Raw genomic sequence first — 16,826 nt, forward strand, 5'->3', positions numbered from 1 at the left:
GGGGCATGCGAAGCATGAACCCGGAATCCATCAGGCCGCAATACGTGCTGATGAATGGATTCCGGGTTCGCTTCGCGCGCCCCGGAATGACGACCGAAGATGCCTCACCAGCTCCGCAACGCCGCCACCACGGCAACCCCGAACAACGCGGCAGCACCGAGGACGAAGCCGAACACGAACGGCCATACCCGCGAGCGTCGCGGCGGCGGCGCGACCTCGGGCTTCGGTTCGGGCGGGACCACCATCGCGTGCTCGCGCTCCACCATGCGGCGCGCGACATAGTCGGTGACGGCCTCGACGATCACGGCGGTGTCGTGCGATTCGGCGAGCACGATGCGGCCGAAGCGGGTGTCCTGGACGAAGCGGTACATGCGCTTGTCGCGCCCCATCACGATGTGCGCGACAACGTCGATCCACAGTCTCGGCGTATCGCCCTGGCTGATGCCGCGGTCGAACAGGTCGATCTGATCAGGCACCTGCGCGAACAGCGGATCGAGCGCGTCGTTGAGGATCTCGAGCCGCGCCACCTCGGCGTCCCTGAGATCGACGACGACGCCGGTCCGGTCGGCGGCCTCGATCCGCGCGCGCAGCAGCGCATCGCGCAGCCGCACCGGGCGCGGCTGGCCGGGATGGGTCCCGCTGGTCTCGGGCTCTGACATTGTCGGCCTCGTCCTCGACTATCCGCCATTAACCTATCAGCAACCACATCCTCCGCAAAGGCCTACAATTCCAGATACTTACGGCGCCCACAGCCGTTTCACCTGTGCCAAAAACAGACGATCCCACCCAGGCAGAGCCTGGATGGGACCATCCGTCCTTGGACGTCTTCTTAATTCAGGGCGTCAGGCCGAGACGCGCGACGGCTCTTCCACGATCGAGAAGCGGACGCCGGCCTTGTGACGGTTCTCTTCCGAGACCGTGCGCCAGGCGTCCTCGGCCTCCTTGCGGGTCTTGAACGGACCCTGCACCTGGGCCGAGCCTTCCACCAGCTTGTGGAAGTTCATCGAACCGAACTCGCCGCCGATCACCCAGAAATTGCTGCCTTTGGTCATTGTCAGTCTCCTGTTTCGGTGCGTGCTGCGTTAGCCGAACTGGTTCATCGTGTTGTGGGCGCCGCCCGCCTTCAGGGCAGCCTCGCCCGCGAAGTACTCCTTGTGGTCGTCACCGATATCGGAGCCGGCCATGTTCTGATGCTTGGCGCAGGCGATACCCTGACGGATCTCGGCGCGCTGCACGTTCTTGACGTAGCCGAGCATGCCCTGCTCGCCGAAATATTCCTTCGCCAGATTATCGGTCGAGAGCGCCGCCGTGTGATAGGTCGGCAACGTGATCAGGTGATGGAAGATGCCGGCGCGCTTGGCCGAATCCGCCTGGAAGGTGCGGATGCGCTCGTCGGCTTCCTGCGCCAGCGGCGTATCGTCGTATTCCGGCTTCATCAGCTCGGCACGGTTGTACTTGCTGACGTCCTTGCCGGCTTCCTTCATCGCGTCGTAGACCTGCCAACGGAAGTTCAGCGTCCAGTTGAAGGACGGCGAGTTGTTGTAGGCCAGCTTGGCGTTCGGGACGACCTTGCGGATCCGATCGACCATTTTGGCGATCTGCTCGATATGCGGCTTCTCGGTCTCGATCCAGAGCAGGTCGGCGCCGTTCTGCAGCGAGGTGATGCTGTCGAGCACGCAGCGGTCTTCGCCAGTACCAGGACGGAACTGGTAGAGGTTGGAGGGCAGCCGCTTCGGACGCATCATCTTGCCGTTGCGGCTGATGATAACGTCGCCATTGCGGGCGTTCTCCGCCGTCACTTCCTCGCAATCGAGGAAGCTGTTGTACTGGTCGCCGATATCACCGGGCTTGTGGCTGACGGCGATCTGCTGCGTCAGGCCGGCGCCGAGCGAGTCGGTGCGGGTCACGATAACGCCGTCTTCGACGCCGAGCTCGAGGAAGGCGTGGCGGCAGGCGCGGATCTTCGCGATGAACACCTCGTGCGGCACGGTGACCTTGCCGTCCTGGTGACCGCACTGCTTCTCGTCGGAGACCTGGTTCTCGATCTGGAGCGCGCAGGCACCCGCTTCGATCATCTTCTTGGCAAGCAGATAGGTCGCCTCGGCGTTGCCGAAGCCGGCGTCGATGTCGGCGATGACGGGCACGACGTGGGTCTGGAAGTTGTCGATCTTCGCGATCAGCTCCTTCTCACGGGTCTGGTCGCCTTCCTTGCGCGCCTTGTCGAGGAGACGGAAGATGTCGTTGAGTTCACGCGAATCCGCCTGACGCAGGAAGGTGTAGAGCTCCTCGATCAGCGCCGGCACCGAGGTCTTCTCGTGCATCGACTGGTCGGGCAGCGGGCCGAAATCGGAGCGCAGCGCCGCGATCATCCAGCCCGAGAGGTACAGATAGGTGCGATCGGTCTTGCCGCCGAAGTGCTTCTTGACCGAGATCAGCTTCTGCTGGGCGATGAAGCCGTGCCAGCAGCCCAGCGACTGGGTGTACTTGGTCGGGTCGTTGTCATAGGCGGCCATGTCGGCCCGCATCAGCGCCGCGGTGTAGCGGGCGACGTCGAGACCGGTCTTGAAGCGGTTCTGGAGGCGCATGCGGGCCACGGCCTCGGCCGACACGCCGTTCCAAGTTGGCTGGGTCTCGAGCAGCGCCTGGGCCGCCTTGACCTCGTCCTGATACGAACCCGGGCCCTGGAAGGTGCTGATGCCGCGCGGCTGGTAGTTCATGTGCCTGATCCTCTTGCTGACGATGGCTAGCCATCGACATTCTTGACAGTGCATTGCGAGATGCGTGTCAGGAGCTAAACGCGAAAACAGAAACTTCGTATAGATGGCTTGTTTCTTAATGGTGATGTCATGTAACATCAGAACATGTAACAGATGTTATTTTGTAAAGTTTGTAAAATTATAGGTCAGCAAGACTGTCCTTTGATGCGCATGGAGACCTGAGAAATGCCCGCCAATACCGGCAAGAAACTCTTCGTCGGCCCGCGGTTCCGGAGGATCCGGCAGCAATTGGGACTGTCGCAGACCCAGATCGCCGAGGGGCTCGGGATCTCGCCGAGCTATGTCAACCTGATCGAGCGCAACCAGCGCCCGGTGACGGCGCAGATCCTGCTGCGGCTGGCCGAAACCTACGACCTCGATTTGCGCGACCTCGCCACCGCCGACGAGGACCGCTTCTTTGCCGAGCTCAACGAGATCTTCTCCGACCCGCTGTTCCGCCAGATCGACGTTCCCAAGCAGGAGCTGCGCGACCTCGCCGAGCTCTGCCCCGGCGTCACCCATGCGCTGCAGCGGCTCTACGCCGCCTATACCGAGGCCCGCCAGGGCGAGACGCTGGCCGCAGCCCAGATGGCCGACCGCGACGTCGGCACCCGCTATGAGGCCAATCCGGTCGAGCGCGTGCGCGAGCTGATCGAGGCCAATCGCAACTATTTTCCGGAGCTCGAGCAGGCCGCGGAGACTCTTCGCGACGAGTTGAACGTCCCGGCCGAGGGACTCTATGCAGCGCTCGCGGCGCGGCTGCGCGAAAAGCATTCGATCCAGACCCGCGTCATGCCTGTCGACGTGATGCGTGAGACGCTCCGGCGGTTTGATCGTCATCGCCGCCAGCTGCTGATCTCCGAGCTCGTCGATCCGCCCGGCCGCGCCTTCCAGCTTGCCTTCCAGCTTGGCTTGGGTGAATGCGCGCAGGCCCTGGAAACCATCATCGGCCGCGCCGGCCCGCTCGACGATGCGCCGCGCCGCCTGTTCCGCATCACGCTCGGCAACTATTTTGCTGCTGCCGTGATGATGCCCTATCCGGCGTTCCTGGCCGCAGCCGAAGCCCTGAATTACGACATCCACGTGCTGGCGCAGCGCTTCAACTCCGGCTTCGAGCAGGTCTGCCACCGCCTCACCACCCTGCAGCGGCCGAACGCGCGCGGCATTCCGTTCTTCCTCTTGCGCGTCGACAATGCCGGCAACGTCTCGAAGCGCTTCTCCTCCGGCACCTTCCCGTTCTCGAAGTTCGGCGGCACCTGTCCGCTGTGGAACGTACACTCGACCTTCGACACGCCGGATCGCCTGCTCAAGCAGGTGATCGAGCTGTCCGACGGCACGCGCTATTTCTCGATCGCGCAGATGGTGCGCCGCCCCGTCGCGCCGCACCCGCTGCCGCAACCGCGCTTCGCCATCGGCCTCGGCTGCGAGATCCGTCACGCCGCGCGCCTGACCTATGCCGCCGGCATGGACCTCGAGAAAACCGAGGGCACGCCGATCGGCGTCAATTGCCGCCTGTGCGAGCGCGAAAACTGTGCCCAGCGCGCCGAGCCGCCGATCACGCGCACGCTGATCCTGGACGAGACGACGCGGCGGGTGTCGAGTTTCGCGTTCTCGAATGCGCGGGAGTTGTGAGGAACGGGCACCGTAAAGCGCAGCATGTATTGGCGAAGAGCGAACGCCATACCCACCGCTGGATCGCCCGCGAAGGCGGGCGATCCAGTACTCCGCGGCCACGGTGATTGAGCCGAAACGCCGCGGAGTACTGGATGTCCCGCCTTCGCGGGGCATGACAGTAGGGGATGCGGCTTGATTGATCTGCCTAACGCCTACGCCAGCGTATGCACGATCACCGGCCCCGCAGCCGCGCTCGCGTGCCCCGCGAGCAACGGGCCGAGATCCTTCTCGATCCAGGCGATGGCGCGCTTGTTTGCCTCCTCGGCCTGCTCGAACTTGTCGAAGATCGAGATCGCGGTGACCGTGTCGTCACCGGCATAGACGACGTAATAGGCGCGGAAGCCGTCGACGTCGCTGATGATCGGAACGGCGCCGTCCTTGATGCGGCGCGCCAGTTCCTCAGCGCTCCCGCTCTTCGCCTTGGCCTGACGGATGGCGGCATACATGGCAATCCTCCCTTCCGGCTACTGATGTGAGGGCATGGTGCCCGGAGCGGATGTTACGCCGAAGCCCGCCGCCAATCCATGCTTGGTTAACCCCACCCTAATCCGCCTTTGCGATCTGCAACCAAGGATTAAGCACGCCTCAACATCGGTGCCTTAGTCTTGCCCCACTCACTTTTCGCAAACACCGGCGGCCTATTGTGCCGGGCGAAGTGACATCAGGGGGTTCATCATGCGCATTGCGTTGCTGCTGACGGCGACCATCGTCGGCGCGCTCTTCGCCAATCCATCCCATGCCGGATCGCTCGATGCCGACGCAGCGCAGTCGCTGCCGCCGGGCTTCCAGAGCTACCGCGGCTACATGTTCGACCTGTCGGAAAATTCCGACCGCAAGGACGTCGACAAGCTAACCGACAATCTGAAGCAGCAGATTGACCTCGTGGAAGGCGCTGGCCTCTCACCGCGCGTGCTGCGCTTCTTCCATACTGTGCCGATCGTCGCCAGCGAGCTGGCCTGCCTCGACGAAGGCGCCGCGACCGCCTGCTACGGCCGGGTCACGCCGGAGATCCACCGCACTGCGCCGCGAACGCTCACGGTGTGGGACCCGAACAAGCAGCGCTGGACCAACCCGAACGCCGTCGACCTCGCGGTCGATTCCGGGCTCGGCGTGATCATGCTGCGCCCGGACATGATGCGGTACGAGAAGGAGGCCGTGCTGCTGCACGAGCTGCTGCACGCCTACCACGCGCGGCTGTTGCCGGACGGCTATGCCAACAAGGGCGTGATCGCCTACTACGCGCTTGCCAAGTCCAAGGACCTTCTCCCCAAGGACTCCTATGCGATGAAGAACCCGATGGAGTTCTTTGCGGTGACCGCCAGCATCTTCCTGTCCGGAAAGAGCGAATTCCACGACCCGAAGTCGCGCGAGGCGCTCAAGGAGAAGATGCCGGACTATTACAAATATCTGGTCGGCGTGTTCGGCTTCGACCCCGAGCCAGCGGCGGCAAACGGCCCGGTCGCCTCGCTGAAGTGAGGCGAACGTAGAAACTGCGTACGCCAAGCAGCCAAAGAGCCGCGCGAAATGCGCGGCTTTTTTTGTTTTGCAGGCTGGAAGCTGCGGATGACGCCCCGGCGGGAATTGCCAAGGCAGGGCCCGATCTGCATAGTCCCGCCCGCATCGATACCGTTTTTCGAAGAGGATAGAACAACATGGCGGACGCCGACCTGGATGTCGTGATCCGGCAACTGGCCAGACAGCTGCATACGGGCCTGATGACCCGCGCCAAGGAGCGGCGGGATCGCTTCAACGGCCTTGCGGCCAAGGCCAAGGGCAAGGAGACCGCCGACCGCTTCAAGATGATGGCCAAAGCCACCATCGAGCAGGCCGCCGCCGCCGCCAAGCGCCTGCAGATGTCCGCCGACAACGTCGCCGACAGCTACGCACGATCGATGCGGATTGCCGCCAGCACGCCGGTTGCGGTGAAGGTGGAGAAGAAGGCGAAGGAAAAGCCGGAGAAGAAAGCGGCAAAGGCAAAGAAGGCCAAAGCCAAGAAGGCGAAGTAGTCGCGGCTTTCTTCCTTCCCCTTGTAGAGAAGGTAGCGCGAAGCGCCGGATGAGAGGTCTCTTTCCGCGACGATAGCAACGTAGGGTGGGCCAAGCGTAGCGTGCCCACGCGTCTGTCGCCGTATTGCAGAGATCGTGGGCACGGCTTTGCCCACCCTGCGATTCCGGGATTCGTGGCGAGATACCCTCACCTTCGCGGTACTGACACCTGTGTCGGCTCGGCGCTCGCGAGCTCGGCGAGCTTTGCGCGCGCAGCCTCGCGCGCGCGGCCGTCCTTGCCGGCGGGCAGCGCCAGCGCCGCCTCGAAATCGGCGCGCGCGTCGTCGGCCTGGCCGCGGGCGAGGAATGCCAGGCCGCGGTCGAGGCGGGCCAGGGCATCCCTGGGATCGAGGCGAACCGCCGTGTTGTAACTCAGGATGGCGCGATCGAGATCGCCGGTGGCGGCGAGCGCGAGACCGCGCTGGTGATAGGGCGCTGCGAGCTTGGGATCATGCGCGATCGCCTCGTCATAGTCGGCGATGGCGAGCGCAAGGTCGCCGTTCTGACGACGCGCGAGCGCGCGCTCGCGATAGAGCGAGGCGCGGTTGGGATTGAGGTGAATGGCCTCGTCGAAATCGGCCATCGCCCGCCTGAAGTCGCCATGGCGCAGCGCGATCCGTCCGCGCCCCTCATAGGCAAAGGCGATCAGCGAGCCGCGCAGCGGCGAGAAGCCGATCACGGCCGAGCAGATGTCGGGATCGTCCTCGTCACCGCAATTGACGACCATGTGCGTGGACAGGCCAACAAGTATGCACATGACGATCAGCAATGGTACGGCAGTTCTGGTCATCTTCGACGGTGGCCGGCATTGGGCCGGCCACGCATCCCCTTTCGAAGAATTGGTCTCGCCGGGGTGTTAACACCGGCTCCGGCGATCCAGTGTGCGCCAGGTCACAAAGCGGGATGCAAAATTCCAGCCGTTTCGTTTCAGCCCCAAGGACCACGTGAAGGACCACGTGAAGACGAGCGGCCCCACGGGCCACGAGGCGGATAGTTCTCGTTGGCGCCGACCGACGGCGCCGCCTGCGTGCCGAGCTCGGCAGCGAGCTCGCGCAGCGCGGCGATGCGGTTCTGTGTCGAGGGATGGGTGGCGAACAGATTGTCCACACCGTGGCCGGACAACGGATTGATGATGAACATGTGCGCGGTCGCGGGATTGCGCTCGGCCTCATAGTTCGGCACCTGGTGCGCGGCGCCCTCGATCTTCACCAGCGCGGACGCCAGCCACATCGGTTGTCCCGCGATGCGCGCACCGAGGTTGTCCGCGGCATATTCGCGGGTCCGGCTGATCGCCATCTGCACCAGCATGGCGCCCAGCGGGGCGAGGATCATCATCAGGATCGAGCCGACGATGCCCGGACCGTTGTGGTTGTCGCGATTGCCGCCGAAGAACATGCCGAACTGGGCGAGCATGGAGATCGCGCCCGCAATGGTCGCGGTGATGGTCATCAGCAGCGTGTCGTGATTCTTGATATGAGCGAGCTCGTGCGCAATCACGCCGGCGAGCTCCTCGCGGCTGAGCTGGTTCATCAGCCCGGTGGTGACGGCGACGGCCGCGTTTTCCGGATTGCGGCCGGTCGCGAACGCGTTGGGCTGCATCTCGTCCATCAGGAACACGCGCGGCATCGGCAGGCCCGCTCGGCCCGCAAGTTCCGCGACCAGCCCGACCAGCTCCGGCGCGGTCGAACGATCGACCTCGTGGGCGCCGTACATGGAGAGCACCATGCGGTCGGAGTTCCAGTAGGTGAAAAGATTGGTCGCAGCGGCAATAACCAGCGCGATCACGGCGCCGGAGGCACCACCGATCAGATAGCCGACGCCCATGAACAGGGCGGTCAGGCCTGCGAGCAGCATTGCGGTACGAAGATAGTTCATGGCCGTCTCCTGGGGCGGCCGCGGGCGAGCCTTCGGCCGGCTCCCCCGAAGTATGAATGCGGTCGGCGACCGCAAGGTTCGTGCGTCGCCGGGCCGCATATTCACAGCAGTCGGCCAGCCTTTCCCCCGCCGCTAAACCTTGAGCGGGATTTGCGCAAAAACGCGCGTGGTCGCTTAGCAACCTGGAAAGCGCAGCTTCGGCTTAATACACGGTAACCGGGCACGGCGCACGGTTCTCGCGCATTGACCGGTTCCGTTGGCATCTCGTCAGCAAGGTGACCGTCATGATGGACCGCTCGCGCGCCGCTTCCGTCGATCCCGCATCCACTCCCTCCCCTAACGAGGGCAAGACTGACGCGAAAGGCTTGCAAGAGGCGCTGCACGAGCAGCTGTTCGCCAATGACGAGCCCGGCCACGCAGCCGACGGGCAGACGACGCCAGAATCTGGGCGGCATTGGTTACATCTGCGGCGCGGCGCCAAGATCGCCATCGGGCTCGCCATCATCGCCGTGTTCGGCTGGTTGCCGCTGCGCGCGATCTGGGAAAATTCGAGCGTCGAGGCCGTCCTGAATTCCCGCCTCGTCACGTTACGCACGCCCATCGGTGGCCGCGTCTCGGCCGCCCAGCGCGTGACCGATCAGGCCAAGTTAGATGCCGGAACCGTTGTCCTGCGCGTCGTCAATTCGCGCGGGGATCGCACCCGGCTCGACGATCTCCGGCGGCAGAAGTCGCGCCTGGAGAACGAGCGGCCGAGCCTTGCTGCCAAGCTCGCCTTGGCACAGGCCGCGCAAAAGGACCTGGCGCGGCAGGCAGCCCAATTCCGCGACGGACGCGTGCTCCAACTCGAGGCCCGCATCGCCGAGATCCAGACCTCGATCGAGGCGGCGGCGGCGCGGCGGGACGAAGCCAGTGCCGCCGTCGACCGCGCATCTTCGCTGGCGAAATCCGGCAATGTCTCGACCGTCGAGCTGGCGCGGTTGACGCGCGAGCTCTCCGTGTCGCAGCAGACCGAGCTCGGCGCGCGCAAGCGGCTGGACGCCGCCAAAGTCGAGCTCACCGCGGCGCAGAACGGCTCGTTCCTCGGCGACAGCTACAATGACCGGCCAAGTTCGGTGCAGCGCGAGGAGGAGATGCGCCAGCGTGCCGGCGACCTCGAAGCCGATCTGGCGCGCACCGACACCGAGATCGCCTGGCTCGCCAACGAGATCATCATCGAGGAGGTCCGCTTCGCCGATCTGTCTGAAGCCGACATCACGACACCCGTCGCGGGGCGCGTCTGGGAGATGATGACCTCGCCCGGTGAGGACGTGCAGGCCGGCCAGCCCCTGCTCAAGGTGCTCGATTGCAGCGGCGCCGTCATCACCGCCAACGTCACCGAGAGCGTCTACAACCGCTTGCAGCTCGGCGATCGCGCGACGTTCGAGCCGAATGACGGCGGTGAGCCGATCTCCGGCACCGTGGTCAACCTGACCGGCGCCGCCGGTGCGCCCGCCAATCTCGCCATCAATCCGGATGCGCTGAGCAAGGAGCCTTATCGCGTGACCGTGGCCTCGCGCGATGCGGCGGCTCGCGCCTGCACCGTGGGACGCACAGGCCGCGTCGTGTTTGCCCGGAACGAGACCGCGCCGCGATGATGGCGCTGACGCCCGGCCTGATCGCGCTCGGCGCCTTCATGGCGATCGTGCCGCTGCTCAGGCGCGACAGCACGATGGCCCGCTCGTTGCTGGCCATCGTGGCGGTGGCCTTGCTGCTGCGCTATCTCCATTGGCGCATCACGTCGACGCTTCCGCCGCCGCATCTGACTGTCGATGCCGTGATCGGCTACCCCTTCATGCTGCTGGAAGCGGCCTCGCTGGTCGCGGTCGCGTTGTCGTTGCTGTTCCTGAGCCGGACGCGCGACCGCACCGCTACAGCGAAGATCGACGGCCGCGCCACCAATCCCGACGCGCCGCTGATCGACGTCTTCATCTGCACCTACAACGAGGAACGATCGATCCTCGAGCGCACGATCATCGGCGCGACCGGCATGGCGTACGGCCATTACCGCGTCTGGGTGCTCGACGACGGAAGGCGGCCCTGGCTGCGTCGGCTTTCGGGCGAGCTCGGCTGCCATTATCTCACGCGGCCCGACAACCATCACGCCAAGGCCGGCAACATCAATCACGCACTCAAGCATGTCGGCGCCCTGCCGGAGCGGCCGGAATTCGTTGCCATTCTCGATGCCGACTTCGTGCCACGGCCCGACTTCCTCGCGCGCACCGTCTCGCTCATGGACGATGTTTCGGTCGGCGTAGTGCAGACCCCGCAGCACTTCATCAATCCAGACCCGATCCAGACCAACCTCGCCGCGACCGACGTCTGGCCCGACGAGCAGCGGTTTTTCTTCGACATCCTGCTGCCGGCCAAGGACGCCTGGGGCGTCGCATTTTGCTGCGGGACCTCGTCTCTCATCCGCTATTCCGGGCTGGTGCAGATCGGCGGATTTCCGACCGACTCCGTGACGGAAGACTATCTCGTCACGCTGCGCCTGAAGGAACACGGCCTCAATACGATCTATCTCAACGAGCGGCTGACGATCGGGCTCGCGCCGGAGGGGCTGAAGGAATACATCACCCAGCGCGCCCGCTGGTGCCTCGGCCTGATGCAAATCGTGCGCGGCCGCAGCGGACCGCTGTCTCAGGATTCGAAGCTGTCCTTCATCGACCGCCTCTCGCTGGTCGACGCCTTCATGAGCTGGTCCGCGGTCTACACCTCGAAGGTAGCGGGCCTGGTGGTGCCCTGGCTGTTCCTGCTGTTCGGCGTCAAGGCGGTCCGGGCCGACCTCACCGAGCTGTTGCGCGTCTTTCTGCCGTTCTATGTCTGGAATGGCCTCAGCATGGCCTGGCTGTCGCGCGGCCGCTCGCTCGCGATGATGAGCGACGTGTCGCAGCTCATCGCGGCGCCCGCCGTGCTCAAGGCGGTGGCAGCCGGCCTGTTGAAGCCGAAAGGACACAAGTTCAAGGTCACCGCAAAAGGCGGCGACCGTAACAGGCGATTTGTCGAATGGCCGCTGCTGCGGCTCTATGGCAGCGCGCTTTGCATCACGCTCGCGGCCATCGCCTATGCCTTCATCCTGCACCTGCGCGGCGAGAACATCGCCTATGGCGGACTGGCCCTGGCCTGGAGCCTCTACAACGCAGTCATCCTCACCGTGGTCTGCTTCGTCTGCATCGAGCAGCCGCGCAAGCGCAAGGCGGAGCGGTTCAGCCGCAATGAGACGGTCCTGCTGCGACAGGACGGCAGGTCGCATCTCGCCCGGCTCGCCGACATCTCCATCACGGGCGCCCGCCTGATCGATCCCGATCCGCCGCCGCCGGGCAGCACGATCGAATGCCGGATCTATGGCCGCCCGATCGCGGCCATCGTGGTGCGGCGGACCACGGACGGCTTCGCCGTGCGGTTCGAGGAAGGCATGGATACGCGCGTGCACGCGATCAGGGCATTCTATGCCGGCGAATATGTTCGCGCCTTTCGGGGCGTCAGGGCGCTCCCGGTCGGGAAAGCGCTGTTGATGCGGCTGTTCGGCTAGGGTCCCGCACGACATCCGCGCGCGTTCCCTGCGCTGACAGAGCATGAAGGGATGGCCTGAGACTATCACTTCACCTAAACTTCGGGCGAATCCACGCCTGCCCTCCCCGCCGGAACCCCTATGGTCCAGACCCGATTTCTGATCGCGGCCGTCGCACTTCTCGCATGCGCCGCCACCGCCTCCGCCCAAATGCTTCCACCTCCCGCCAAGCCGGCAGCGCCCAAGGCTCCCTCGCCGCGCGCGGCCTCATGCCACAACGGCGCGAGCTTCGATCGCTTCCTGGCCGACGTGAAGGGCCAAGCGGTGGCTGCCGGCGTGTCGCAGCGGACGATCGCGGAGACCTCTCCCCATCTCGTCTACGACCAGGGCATCGTCAATCGCGACCGCGGCCAGCGCGTGTTCGGCCAGCTCTTCACCGAATTCGCCGGCCGCATGGCTGCGCCCTACCGGATGCAGAACGGCCAGCAGCACATCAAGCAATACGCTGCCGCATTCGCGCGCGCCGAGAAGGAATATGGCGTGCCGCCGGCGGTGATCGCCGCGTTCTGGGGGCTGGAGAGCGACTTCGGCGCCAACATGGGCAATCTGCCGACGCTGAAATCGCTGGTGTCGCTCGCCTATGACTGCCGCCGCTCCGAGATGTTCGTGGGCGAGACCATCGCCGCGCTGAAGATCATCGACCGCGGCGATTTGCATCCCGACGAGATGATCGGCTCCTGGGCCGGCGAGCTCGGGCAGACGCAATTCCTGCCCGTGCATTACGTCAATTACGCCGTCGACTATGACGGCGACGGACGACGCGACCTGTTGCGCTCGCCGGCCGACGTGATCGGCTCGACCGCCAATTACATCGCCAACGGTTTGAAGTGGCGGCGCGGCGAGCCGTGGCTGGAAGAGATCAAGGTGCCGCCGAACCTGCCTTGGGATAAGACCGATCTCACGGTGAAGGAGCCGCGCTCGACATGGGCGCAGTTGGGGGTCACCTATCCCGACGGCCGTCCCTTGCCGAACGACAATCTCGCGGCGTCCGTGCTGTTACCGATGGGGCGCTTTGGGCCGGCCTTCATGGCCTATGCGAATTTTGCGGCCTATACCGAGTGGAATAACTCGCTGATCTATTCGACCACCGCGGGCTATCTCGCCTCGCGCATCGCCGGTGCCGCGCCGATGCGCAAGCCGGCGGCGCCGGTGGCGCAATTGCCATTCAACGAGCTCAAGGAATTGCAGCAGCTGCTGGTGCGCGCCGGCTTCAATGTCGGCAAGGTCGACGGCGTGCTGGGCCAGCAGAGCCGCGCCGCCGTCAAGGCGATGCAGATCAAATACGGCCTGCCTGCCGACTCTTGGCCGACCGCCGAGCTGCTCGCACGGATGCGCGGCGGCACGGCGCAGATGCAGCCAGGGGCGGTGGTGCGGTAGGACTCTATCCGCCGTCATGCCCCGGCTTGACCGGGGCATCCAGTACGCCGCGGTCATAGTTGGTTCACACAATTCCCGCCGCGGAGTACTGGATCGCCCGGTCAAGCCGGGCGATGACACCGAGAGTGTGGCGGCGACCGCACGCCGGTGCGATAGAATTTTCGCATCGCACAAGCCCTCTCCGCGATTGTATTTTTCCATGAGGCTCCCATGTGAGTGGCTCAGGTTTTCTCCTGAGATTCCCACTCACAAGCGAGCATCACATGTCCTTCTACGACGCCGTCGTTCCCGCCTATTTGCAAATGCTGAACAGCCTCATCGGCCTGCTCACCAAAGCCGAGGCGCATTGCGCAGCCAAGAAGATCGACCCCAGCGTCCTGCTCGGCTCGCGCCTCTTCCCGGACATGCTGCCGTTGTCGAAGCAGGTCCAGATCGTCAGCGATTTCGCCGCCAAGGGCTGTGCCCGTCTGACCCACAGCGAGGTGCCCTCCCCGCCCGACACCGAGAAGAGCTTCGCGGAGTTGAAGCAGCGGCTGGCAAAGACGATCGACTACGTGAAGTCGTTCAAGCCCGAGCAGTTCGAGGGTGCCGATACCAAAGACGTCACCTTCCCGGCCGGACCGGACAAATCCATCACGATGAAGGGCCAGCAGTTCCTGAGCGCGTTCTCGCTGCCGAACTTCTATTTCCACGCCGCGACCGCCCACGGCATTTTGCGTCACAACGGCGTCGAGATCGGCAAGCGCGATTTCCTGGGCGCGAACTGATTTGCCAAATCGCACGGCCGCGTAGCGGAATTCTCCTGCCGCGGCCGGAATTGCACATGAATTATGCTACGCGGGCTTGCCGCGTAGCTAGCCTGCACTTTGAGTATGGCTCCGCTCTTGCGCCTGATGTCGCGATGCACAACTGTTCCAGACCTCTCACCGCTGGAAACATTGCCAATGAGCCGCCCAACCAAATTGTTTGAGACCTATAAGCTCGGTCCGATCACGCTTGCGAACCGTTTCGTGATGGCGCCGCTGACGCGCAATCGCGCGGCCCCCGGCACATTCGTGCCCAGCCCGCTCGCCACCGACTATTACGGCCAGCGCGCCTCCGCAGGGCTTCTGATCACCGAAGCGAGCCAGGTCTCGCAGCAAGGGCAAGGCTACCAGGACACCCCCGGCATCTACAGCAAGGAGCAGGCCGCCGGCTGGCGCAAGGTCACCGATCGCGTGCATGAGCGTGGCGGCAAGATCTTCATCCAGCTCTGGCATGTCGGCCGCATCTCGCATGTCGATCTCCAGGCGAATGGCGCCGCGCCGGTGGCGCCGAGCGCGATCCGCGCCAAGGGCAAGACTTTCGTGAACGGCGGCTTCGCCGATGTCTCCGAGCCCCGCGCGCTCGATCTGTCCGAAATTCCAGGGATCATCGACGACTTCAAGCGCGCGACGAAGAATGCGCTCGAGGCCGGCTTCGACGGCGTCGAGATCCACGGTGCCAACGGCTACCTGCTCGAGCAGTTCGCCAAGGACGGCGCCAACAAGCGCACGGACGCCTATGGCGGCTCGATCGAGAACCGCGCGCGGCTGATGCTGGAAGTCTCCAAGGCCGTCGTGGCCGAGGCCGGAGCGAATCGTACCGGCATCCGCATCTCGCCGGTGACGCCGGCCAATGACATCTCGGATTCCAATCCGCAGGCCCTGTACGACCACATCGTCGACGGCCTCAGCGCGCTCAAGCTGGTCTATCTCCACGTCGTCGAAGGCGCCACCGGCGGTCCCCGCGACATCGCGCCGTTCGACTACGCATCCTTGCGCAAGCGCTTTACCGGCGCCTACATCGCCAACAACGGCTACGATTTCGATCTCGCAACCAAGGTGCTGGACGCGAACGCCGCCGATCTCATCGCCTTCGGCAAGCCCTTCATCTCCAACCCCGACCTCGTCGAGCGGTTGAAGCAGGGCGCCGCGCTGAACGACTGGGACAAGAACACGTTCTACGGCGGCAGCGCGAAGGGATATACGGACTACCCGACGCTGGCGGCTGAGCCGGCGGAGTAAGGGATCATCTATCCACACAACGGCTGTCATGCCCCGCGAAGTGTTTAGCCCGGACAGATCACTGACGGGTGTTCGGAGACATAGCTGACACATCAACATTGGCTGGATTGGTCCGATTCGGGAGGCCGTCCATGCCCTGGAGTGAGGTGTCAGCAATGGATCAGCGTCACGAGTTCGTGCGGCTGGCTTTGCAGGAGGGCGCCAATCGGCGCGAGTTGTGCCGACGGTTCAACATCAGCCCTGACGTGGGCTACAAATGGCTGCGGCGCTGGCAGGCTGGCGATCGAGAGCTGGCCGACCGCTGCCGTTGCCCGCATGCGATGCCCAAGCGCAGTGAGGCTGCGGTCGAGGCACAGGTTCTGGCCGTGCGGGACAAGCATCCGGCTTGGGGAGCGCGGAAGATCGCTCACTGCCTGAAGCGGCGCGGGCAGACGGTGCCCGTGCCGTCAACGGTGCACCAGATCCTGTGTCGGCACGGTCGGGTCAAGCCAAGCGAGAATGCACCGCCCAATCCGGGGCATCGCTTCGAGAAGGAAGCTCCTAACCTGCTGTGGCAGATGGACTTCAAGGGACACCTGCCGCTCGCCAACGGGACGCGATGCCATCCGCTGACAATTGTCGACGATCACTCGCGCTATGTCCTGTGCCTGAAGGCCTGCGCCGACGAGCAGCGTCTTACCGTGCAGGATCATCTGACGACGACGTTCCGCTGCTACGGCCTGCCGGAGGCTTTCTACACCGACAACGGCTCACCGTGGGGCGATACGTCAGGTGTTCGTTGGACCGGGCTGAAGGTGTGGCTGCTCAAGCTCGGTGTCAGGGTGGTGCATGCCAGGCCCTGTCACCCGCAGGCGCGCGGCAAGAACGAACGCTTCCATTGCACCCTGAAGGCCGAGGTTCTTGCCATGCGTCGCTTCCGCACTCTCCCGGAGGTCCAGCGCGCCTTCGACGCCTGGCGGCCAGTCTACAATCTGGAACGTCCCCACCAGGGCCTCGATATGCACGTCCCCGCCGATCGCTTCCGGCCGAGCACCCGTGCCATGCCGGCTCGCGTTCCGATCGTCGAATACGACAGCGGTGAGATCGTGCGCAGAGTCTCATCGACAAGACCCTACATCTCCTTCAAGGGGCGCTTCTGGAAGGTTCCCCAGGCCTTCGCCCGCGAGCGCCTCGCCATCCGGCCGCTGGACCGCGATGGCCATTACGGCATCTTCTTCGCCAGCTGGCAGGTCGCATCGATCGACTTGACCAATGGCCAACCTGTCAGTGATGTGTCCGAACAGGTGTCAGCCATGTCTCCGGACTAAACACTCGACCGGGGCATCCAGTACGCCGCGGCCGTTCGGTTCAATCACGACCGCCGCGGAGTACTGGATCGCCCGCCTTCGCGGGCGATGACAGCAAGTGTGTAGAGACGACGCACCTAACCCATCAAAAAACAAAAAGG

At 64.5% G+C, this 16,826-nt stretch carries 15 protein-coding genes; 9 read left to right on the plus strand and 6 right to left on the minus strand.

Annotated elements, in window-relative coordinates:
- Positions 1–104: 104 nt before the first annotated feature.
- The 3 genes from IVB26_RS30595 to IVB26_RS30605 all read right to left on the minus strand — a co-directional run bounded on the left by IVB26_RS30595 (position 105) and on the right by IVB26_RS30605 (position 2,717).
- Positions 105–659, minus strand: a complete 555-nt coding sequence (locus tag IVB26_RS30595; protein WP_247968770.1) for a hypothetical protein — start codon at positions 657–659, stop codon at positions 105–107.
- 183 nt (positions 660–842) lie between these two features.
- Positions 843–1,052: a DUF4170 domain-containing protein gene (locus IVB26_RS30600; protein WP_018323282.1), complete on the minus strand. Its 210-nt coding sequence runs from the start codon at positions 1,050–1,052 to the stop codon at positions 843–845.
- 30 nt (positions 1,053–1,082) lie between these two features.
- A complete protein-coding gene (locus IVB26_RS30605; protein WP_247968771.1) occupies positions 1,083–2,717 on the minus strand; it encodes an isocitrate lyase in 1,635 nt (544 codons plus the stop codon).
- Between the two features lie 225 nt (positions 2,718–2,942).
- Here IVB26_RS30605 and IVB26_RS30610 point away from each other — a divergent pair, with 225 nt between their 5' ends.
- Entirely contained in the window at positions 2,943–4,388 is a 1,446-nt protein-coding gene (locus IVB26_RS30610) for a helix-turn-helix domain-containing protein (protein ID WP_247968772.1), read from the plus strand.
- A 194-nt stretch (positions 4,389–4,582) separates the two neighbouring features.
- Here IVB26_RS30610 and IVB26_RS30615 read toward each other — a convergent pair whose 3' ends face one another.
- Positions 4,583–4,876, minus strand: coding sequence for an antibiotic biosynthesis monooxygenase (locus IVB26_RS30615; RefSeq protein WP_027575542.1), 294 nt, complete (start codon positions 4,874–4,876; stop codon positions 4,583–4,585).
- A gap of 229 nt (positions 4,877–5,105) precedes the next feature.
- Between IVB26_RS30615 and IVB26_RS30620 the strand changes: the two genes are divergently transcribed.
- Entirely contained in the window at positions 5,106–5,906 is an 801-nt protein-coding gene (locus IVB26_RS30620) for a hypothetical protein (protein WP_247968773.1), read from the plus strand.
- Between the two features lie 176 nt (positions 5,907–6,082).
- Positions 6,083–6,436 carry a hypothetical protein gene (locus IVB26_RS30625; RefSeq protein ID WP_247968774.1) on the plus strand — a complete coding sequence of 118 codons (354 nt, stop codon included), beginning with the start codon at positions 6,083–6,085 and terminating at the stop codon, positions 6,434–6,436.
- Between the two features lie 187 nt (positions 6,437–6,623).
- Here IVB26_RS30625 and IVB26_RS30630 read toward each other — a convergent pair whose 3' ends face one another.
- Positions 6,624–7,265 carry a tetratricopeptide repeat protein gene (locus IVB26_RS30630; RefSeq protein WP_247968775.1) on the minus strand — a complete coding sequence of 214 codons (642 nt, stop codon included), beginning with the start codon at positions 7,263–7,265 and terminating at the stop codon, positions 6,624–6,626.
- A gap of 137 nt (positions 7,266–7,402) precedes the next feature.
- On the minus strand, positions 7,403–8,350 hold the full coding sequence (gene htpX / locus IVB26_RS30635; RefSeq protein WP_247968776.1) for a zinc metalloprotease HtpX: 948 nt from the start codon (positions 8,348–8,350) through the stop codon (positions 7,403–7,405).
- Positions 8,351–8,634: 284 nt separating this feature from the next.
- Here htpX and IVB26_RS30640 point away from each other — a divergent pair, with 284 nt between their 5' ends.
- The 6 genes from IVB26_RS30640 (at position 8,635) to IVB26_RS30665 (ending at position 16,686) form a co-directional block, all read left to right on the plus strand.
- On the plus strand, positions 8,635–9,984 hold the full coding sequence (locus IVB26_RS30640; protein ID WP_247968777.1) for an HlyD family secretion protein: 1,350 nt from the start codon (positions 8,635–8,637) through the stop codon (positions 9,982–9,984).
- Entirely contained in the window at positions 9,981–11,918 is a 1,938-nt protein-coding gene (locus IVB26_RS30645; RefSeq protein ID WP_247968778.1) for a glycosyltransferase, read from the plus strand. The genes IVB26_RS30640 and IVB26_RS30645 overlap by 4 nt, the downstream gene beginning before the upstream one ends.
- A 120-nt stretch (positions 11,919–12,038) precedes the next feature.
- Positions 12,039–13,334: a lytic murein transglycosylase gene (locus IVB26_RS30650; protein ID WP_247968779.1), complete on the plus strand. Its 1,296-nt coding sequence runs from the start codon at positions 12,039–12,041 to the stop codon at positions 13,332–13,334.
- A 263-nt stretch (positions 13,335–13,597) separates the two neighbouring features.
- Positions 13,598–14,101 (plus strand): DUF1993 domain-containing protein, encoded by a 504-nt coding sequence (locus tag IVB26_RS30655; protein WP_247968780.1) that lies wholly within the window; start codon positions 13,598–13,600, stop codon positions 14,099–14,101.
- A gap of 177 nt (positions 14,102–14,278) precedes the next feature.
- A complete protein-coding gene (locus IVB26_RS30660) occupies positions 14,279–15,379 on the plus strand; it encodes an alkene reductase (protein ID WP_247968781.1) in 1,101 nt (366 codons plus the stop codon).
- Positions 15,380–15,510: 131 nt separating this feature from the next.
- Positions 15,511–16,686, plus strand: coding sequence for an IS481 family transposase (locus IVB26_RS30665; protein ID WP_247968782.1), 1,176 nt, complete (start codon positions 15,511–15,513; stop codon positions 16,684–16,686).
- The last annotated feature ends 140 nt before the right edge of the window (positions 16,687–16,826 follow it).

This window comes from Bradyrhizobium sp. 195 (assembly GCF_023101665.1).
Taxonomy (GTDB): domain Bacteria; phylum Pseudomonadota; class Alphaproteobacteria; order Rhizobiales; family Xanthobacteraceae; genus Bradyrhizobium.

What these genes read in the sequence shown, in the direction of transcription:
- IVB26_RS30650 (WP_247968779.1), top strand. Translation starts at nt 12,039, where the DNA reads ATGGTCCAGACCCGATTTCTGATCGCGGCCGTCGCACTTCTCGCATGC.
- IVB26_RS30610 (WP_247968772.1), top strand. Translation starts at nt 2,943, where the DNA reads ATGCCCGCCAATACCGGCAAGAAACTCTTCGTCGGCCCGCGGTTCCGG.
- IVB26_RS30640 (WP_247968777.1), top strand. Translation starts at nt 8,635, where the DNA reads ATGATGGACCGCTCGCGCGCCGCTTCCGTCGATCCCGCATCCACTCCC.
- IVB26_RS30615 (WP_027575542.1), bottom strand. Translation starts at nt 4,876, where the DNA reads ATGTATGCCGCCATCCGTCAGGCCAAGGCGAAGAGCGGGAGCGCTGAG.
- IVB26_RS30595 (WP_247968770.1), bottom strand. Translation starts at nt 659, where the DNA reads ATGTCAGAGCCCGAGACCAGCGGGACCCATCCCGGCCAGCCGCGCCCG.
- IVB26_RS30660 (WP_247968781.1), top strand. Translation starts at nt 14,279, where the DNA reads ATGAGCCGCCCAACCAAATTGTTTGAGACCTATAAGCTCGGTCCGATC.
- htpX (WP_247968776.1), bottom strand. Translation starts at nt 8,350, where the DNA reads ATGAACTATCTTCGTACCGCAATGCTGCTCGCAGGCCTGACCGCCCTG.
- IVB26_RS30605 (WP_247968771.1), bottom strand. Translation starts at nt 2,717, where the DNA reads ATGAACTACCAGCCGCGCGGCATCAGCACCTTCCAGGGCCCGGGTTCG.
- IVB26_RS30655 (WP_247968780.1), top strand. Translation starts at nt 13,598, where the DNA reads ATGTCCTTCTACGACGCCGTCGTTCCCGCCTATTTGCAAATGCTGAAC.
- IVB26_RS30645 (WP_247968778.1), top strand. Translation starts at nt 9,981, where the DNA reads ATGATGGCGCTGACGCCCGGCCTGATCGCGCTCGGCGCCTTCATGGCG.
- IVB26_RS30630 (WP_247968775.1), bottom strand. Translation starts at nt 7,265, where the DNA reads ATGACCAGAACTGCCGTACCATTGCTGATCGTCATGTGCATACTTGTT.
- IVB26_RS30665 (WP_247968782.1), top strand. Translation starts at nt 15,511, where the DNA reads ATGCCCTGGAGTGAGGTGTCAGCAATGGATCAGCGTCACGAGTTCGTG.
- IVB26_RS30600 (WP_018323282.1), bottom strand. Translation starts at nt 1,052, where the DNA reads ATGACCAAAGGCAGCAATTTCTGGGTGATCGGCGGCGAGTTCGGTTCG.
- IVB26_RS30620 (WP_247968773.1), top strand. Translation starts at nt 5,106, where the DNA reads ATGCGCATTGCGTTGCTGCTGACGGCGACCATCGTCGGCGCGCTCTTC.
- IVB26_RS30625 (WP_247968774.1), top strand. Translation starts at nt 6,083, where the DNA reads ATGGCGGACGCCGACCTGGATGTCGTGATCCGGCAACTGGCCAGACAG.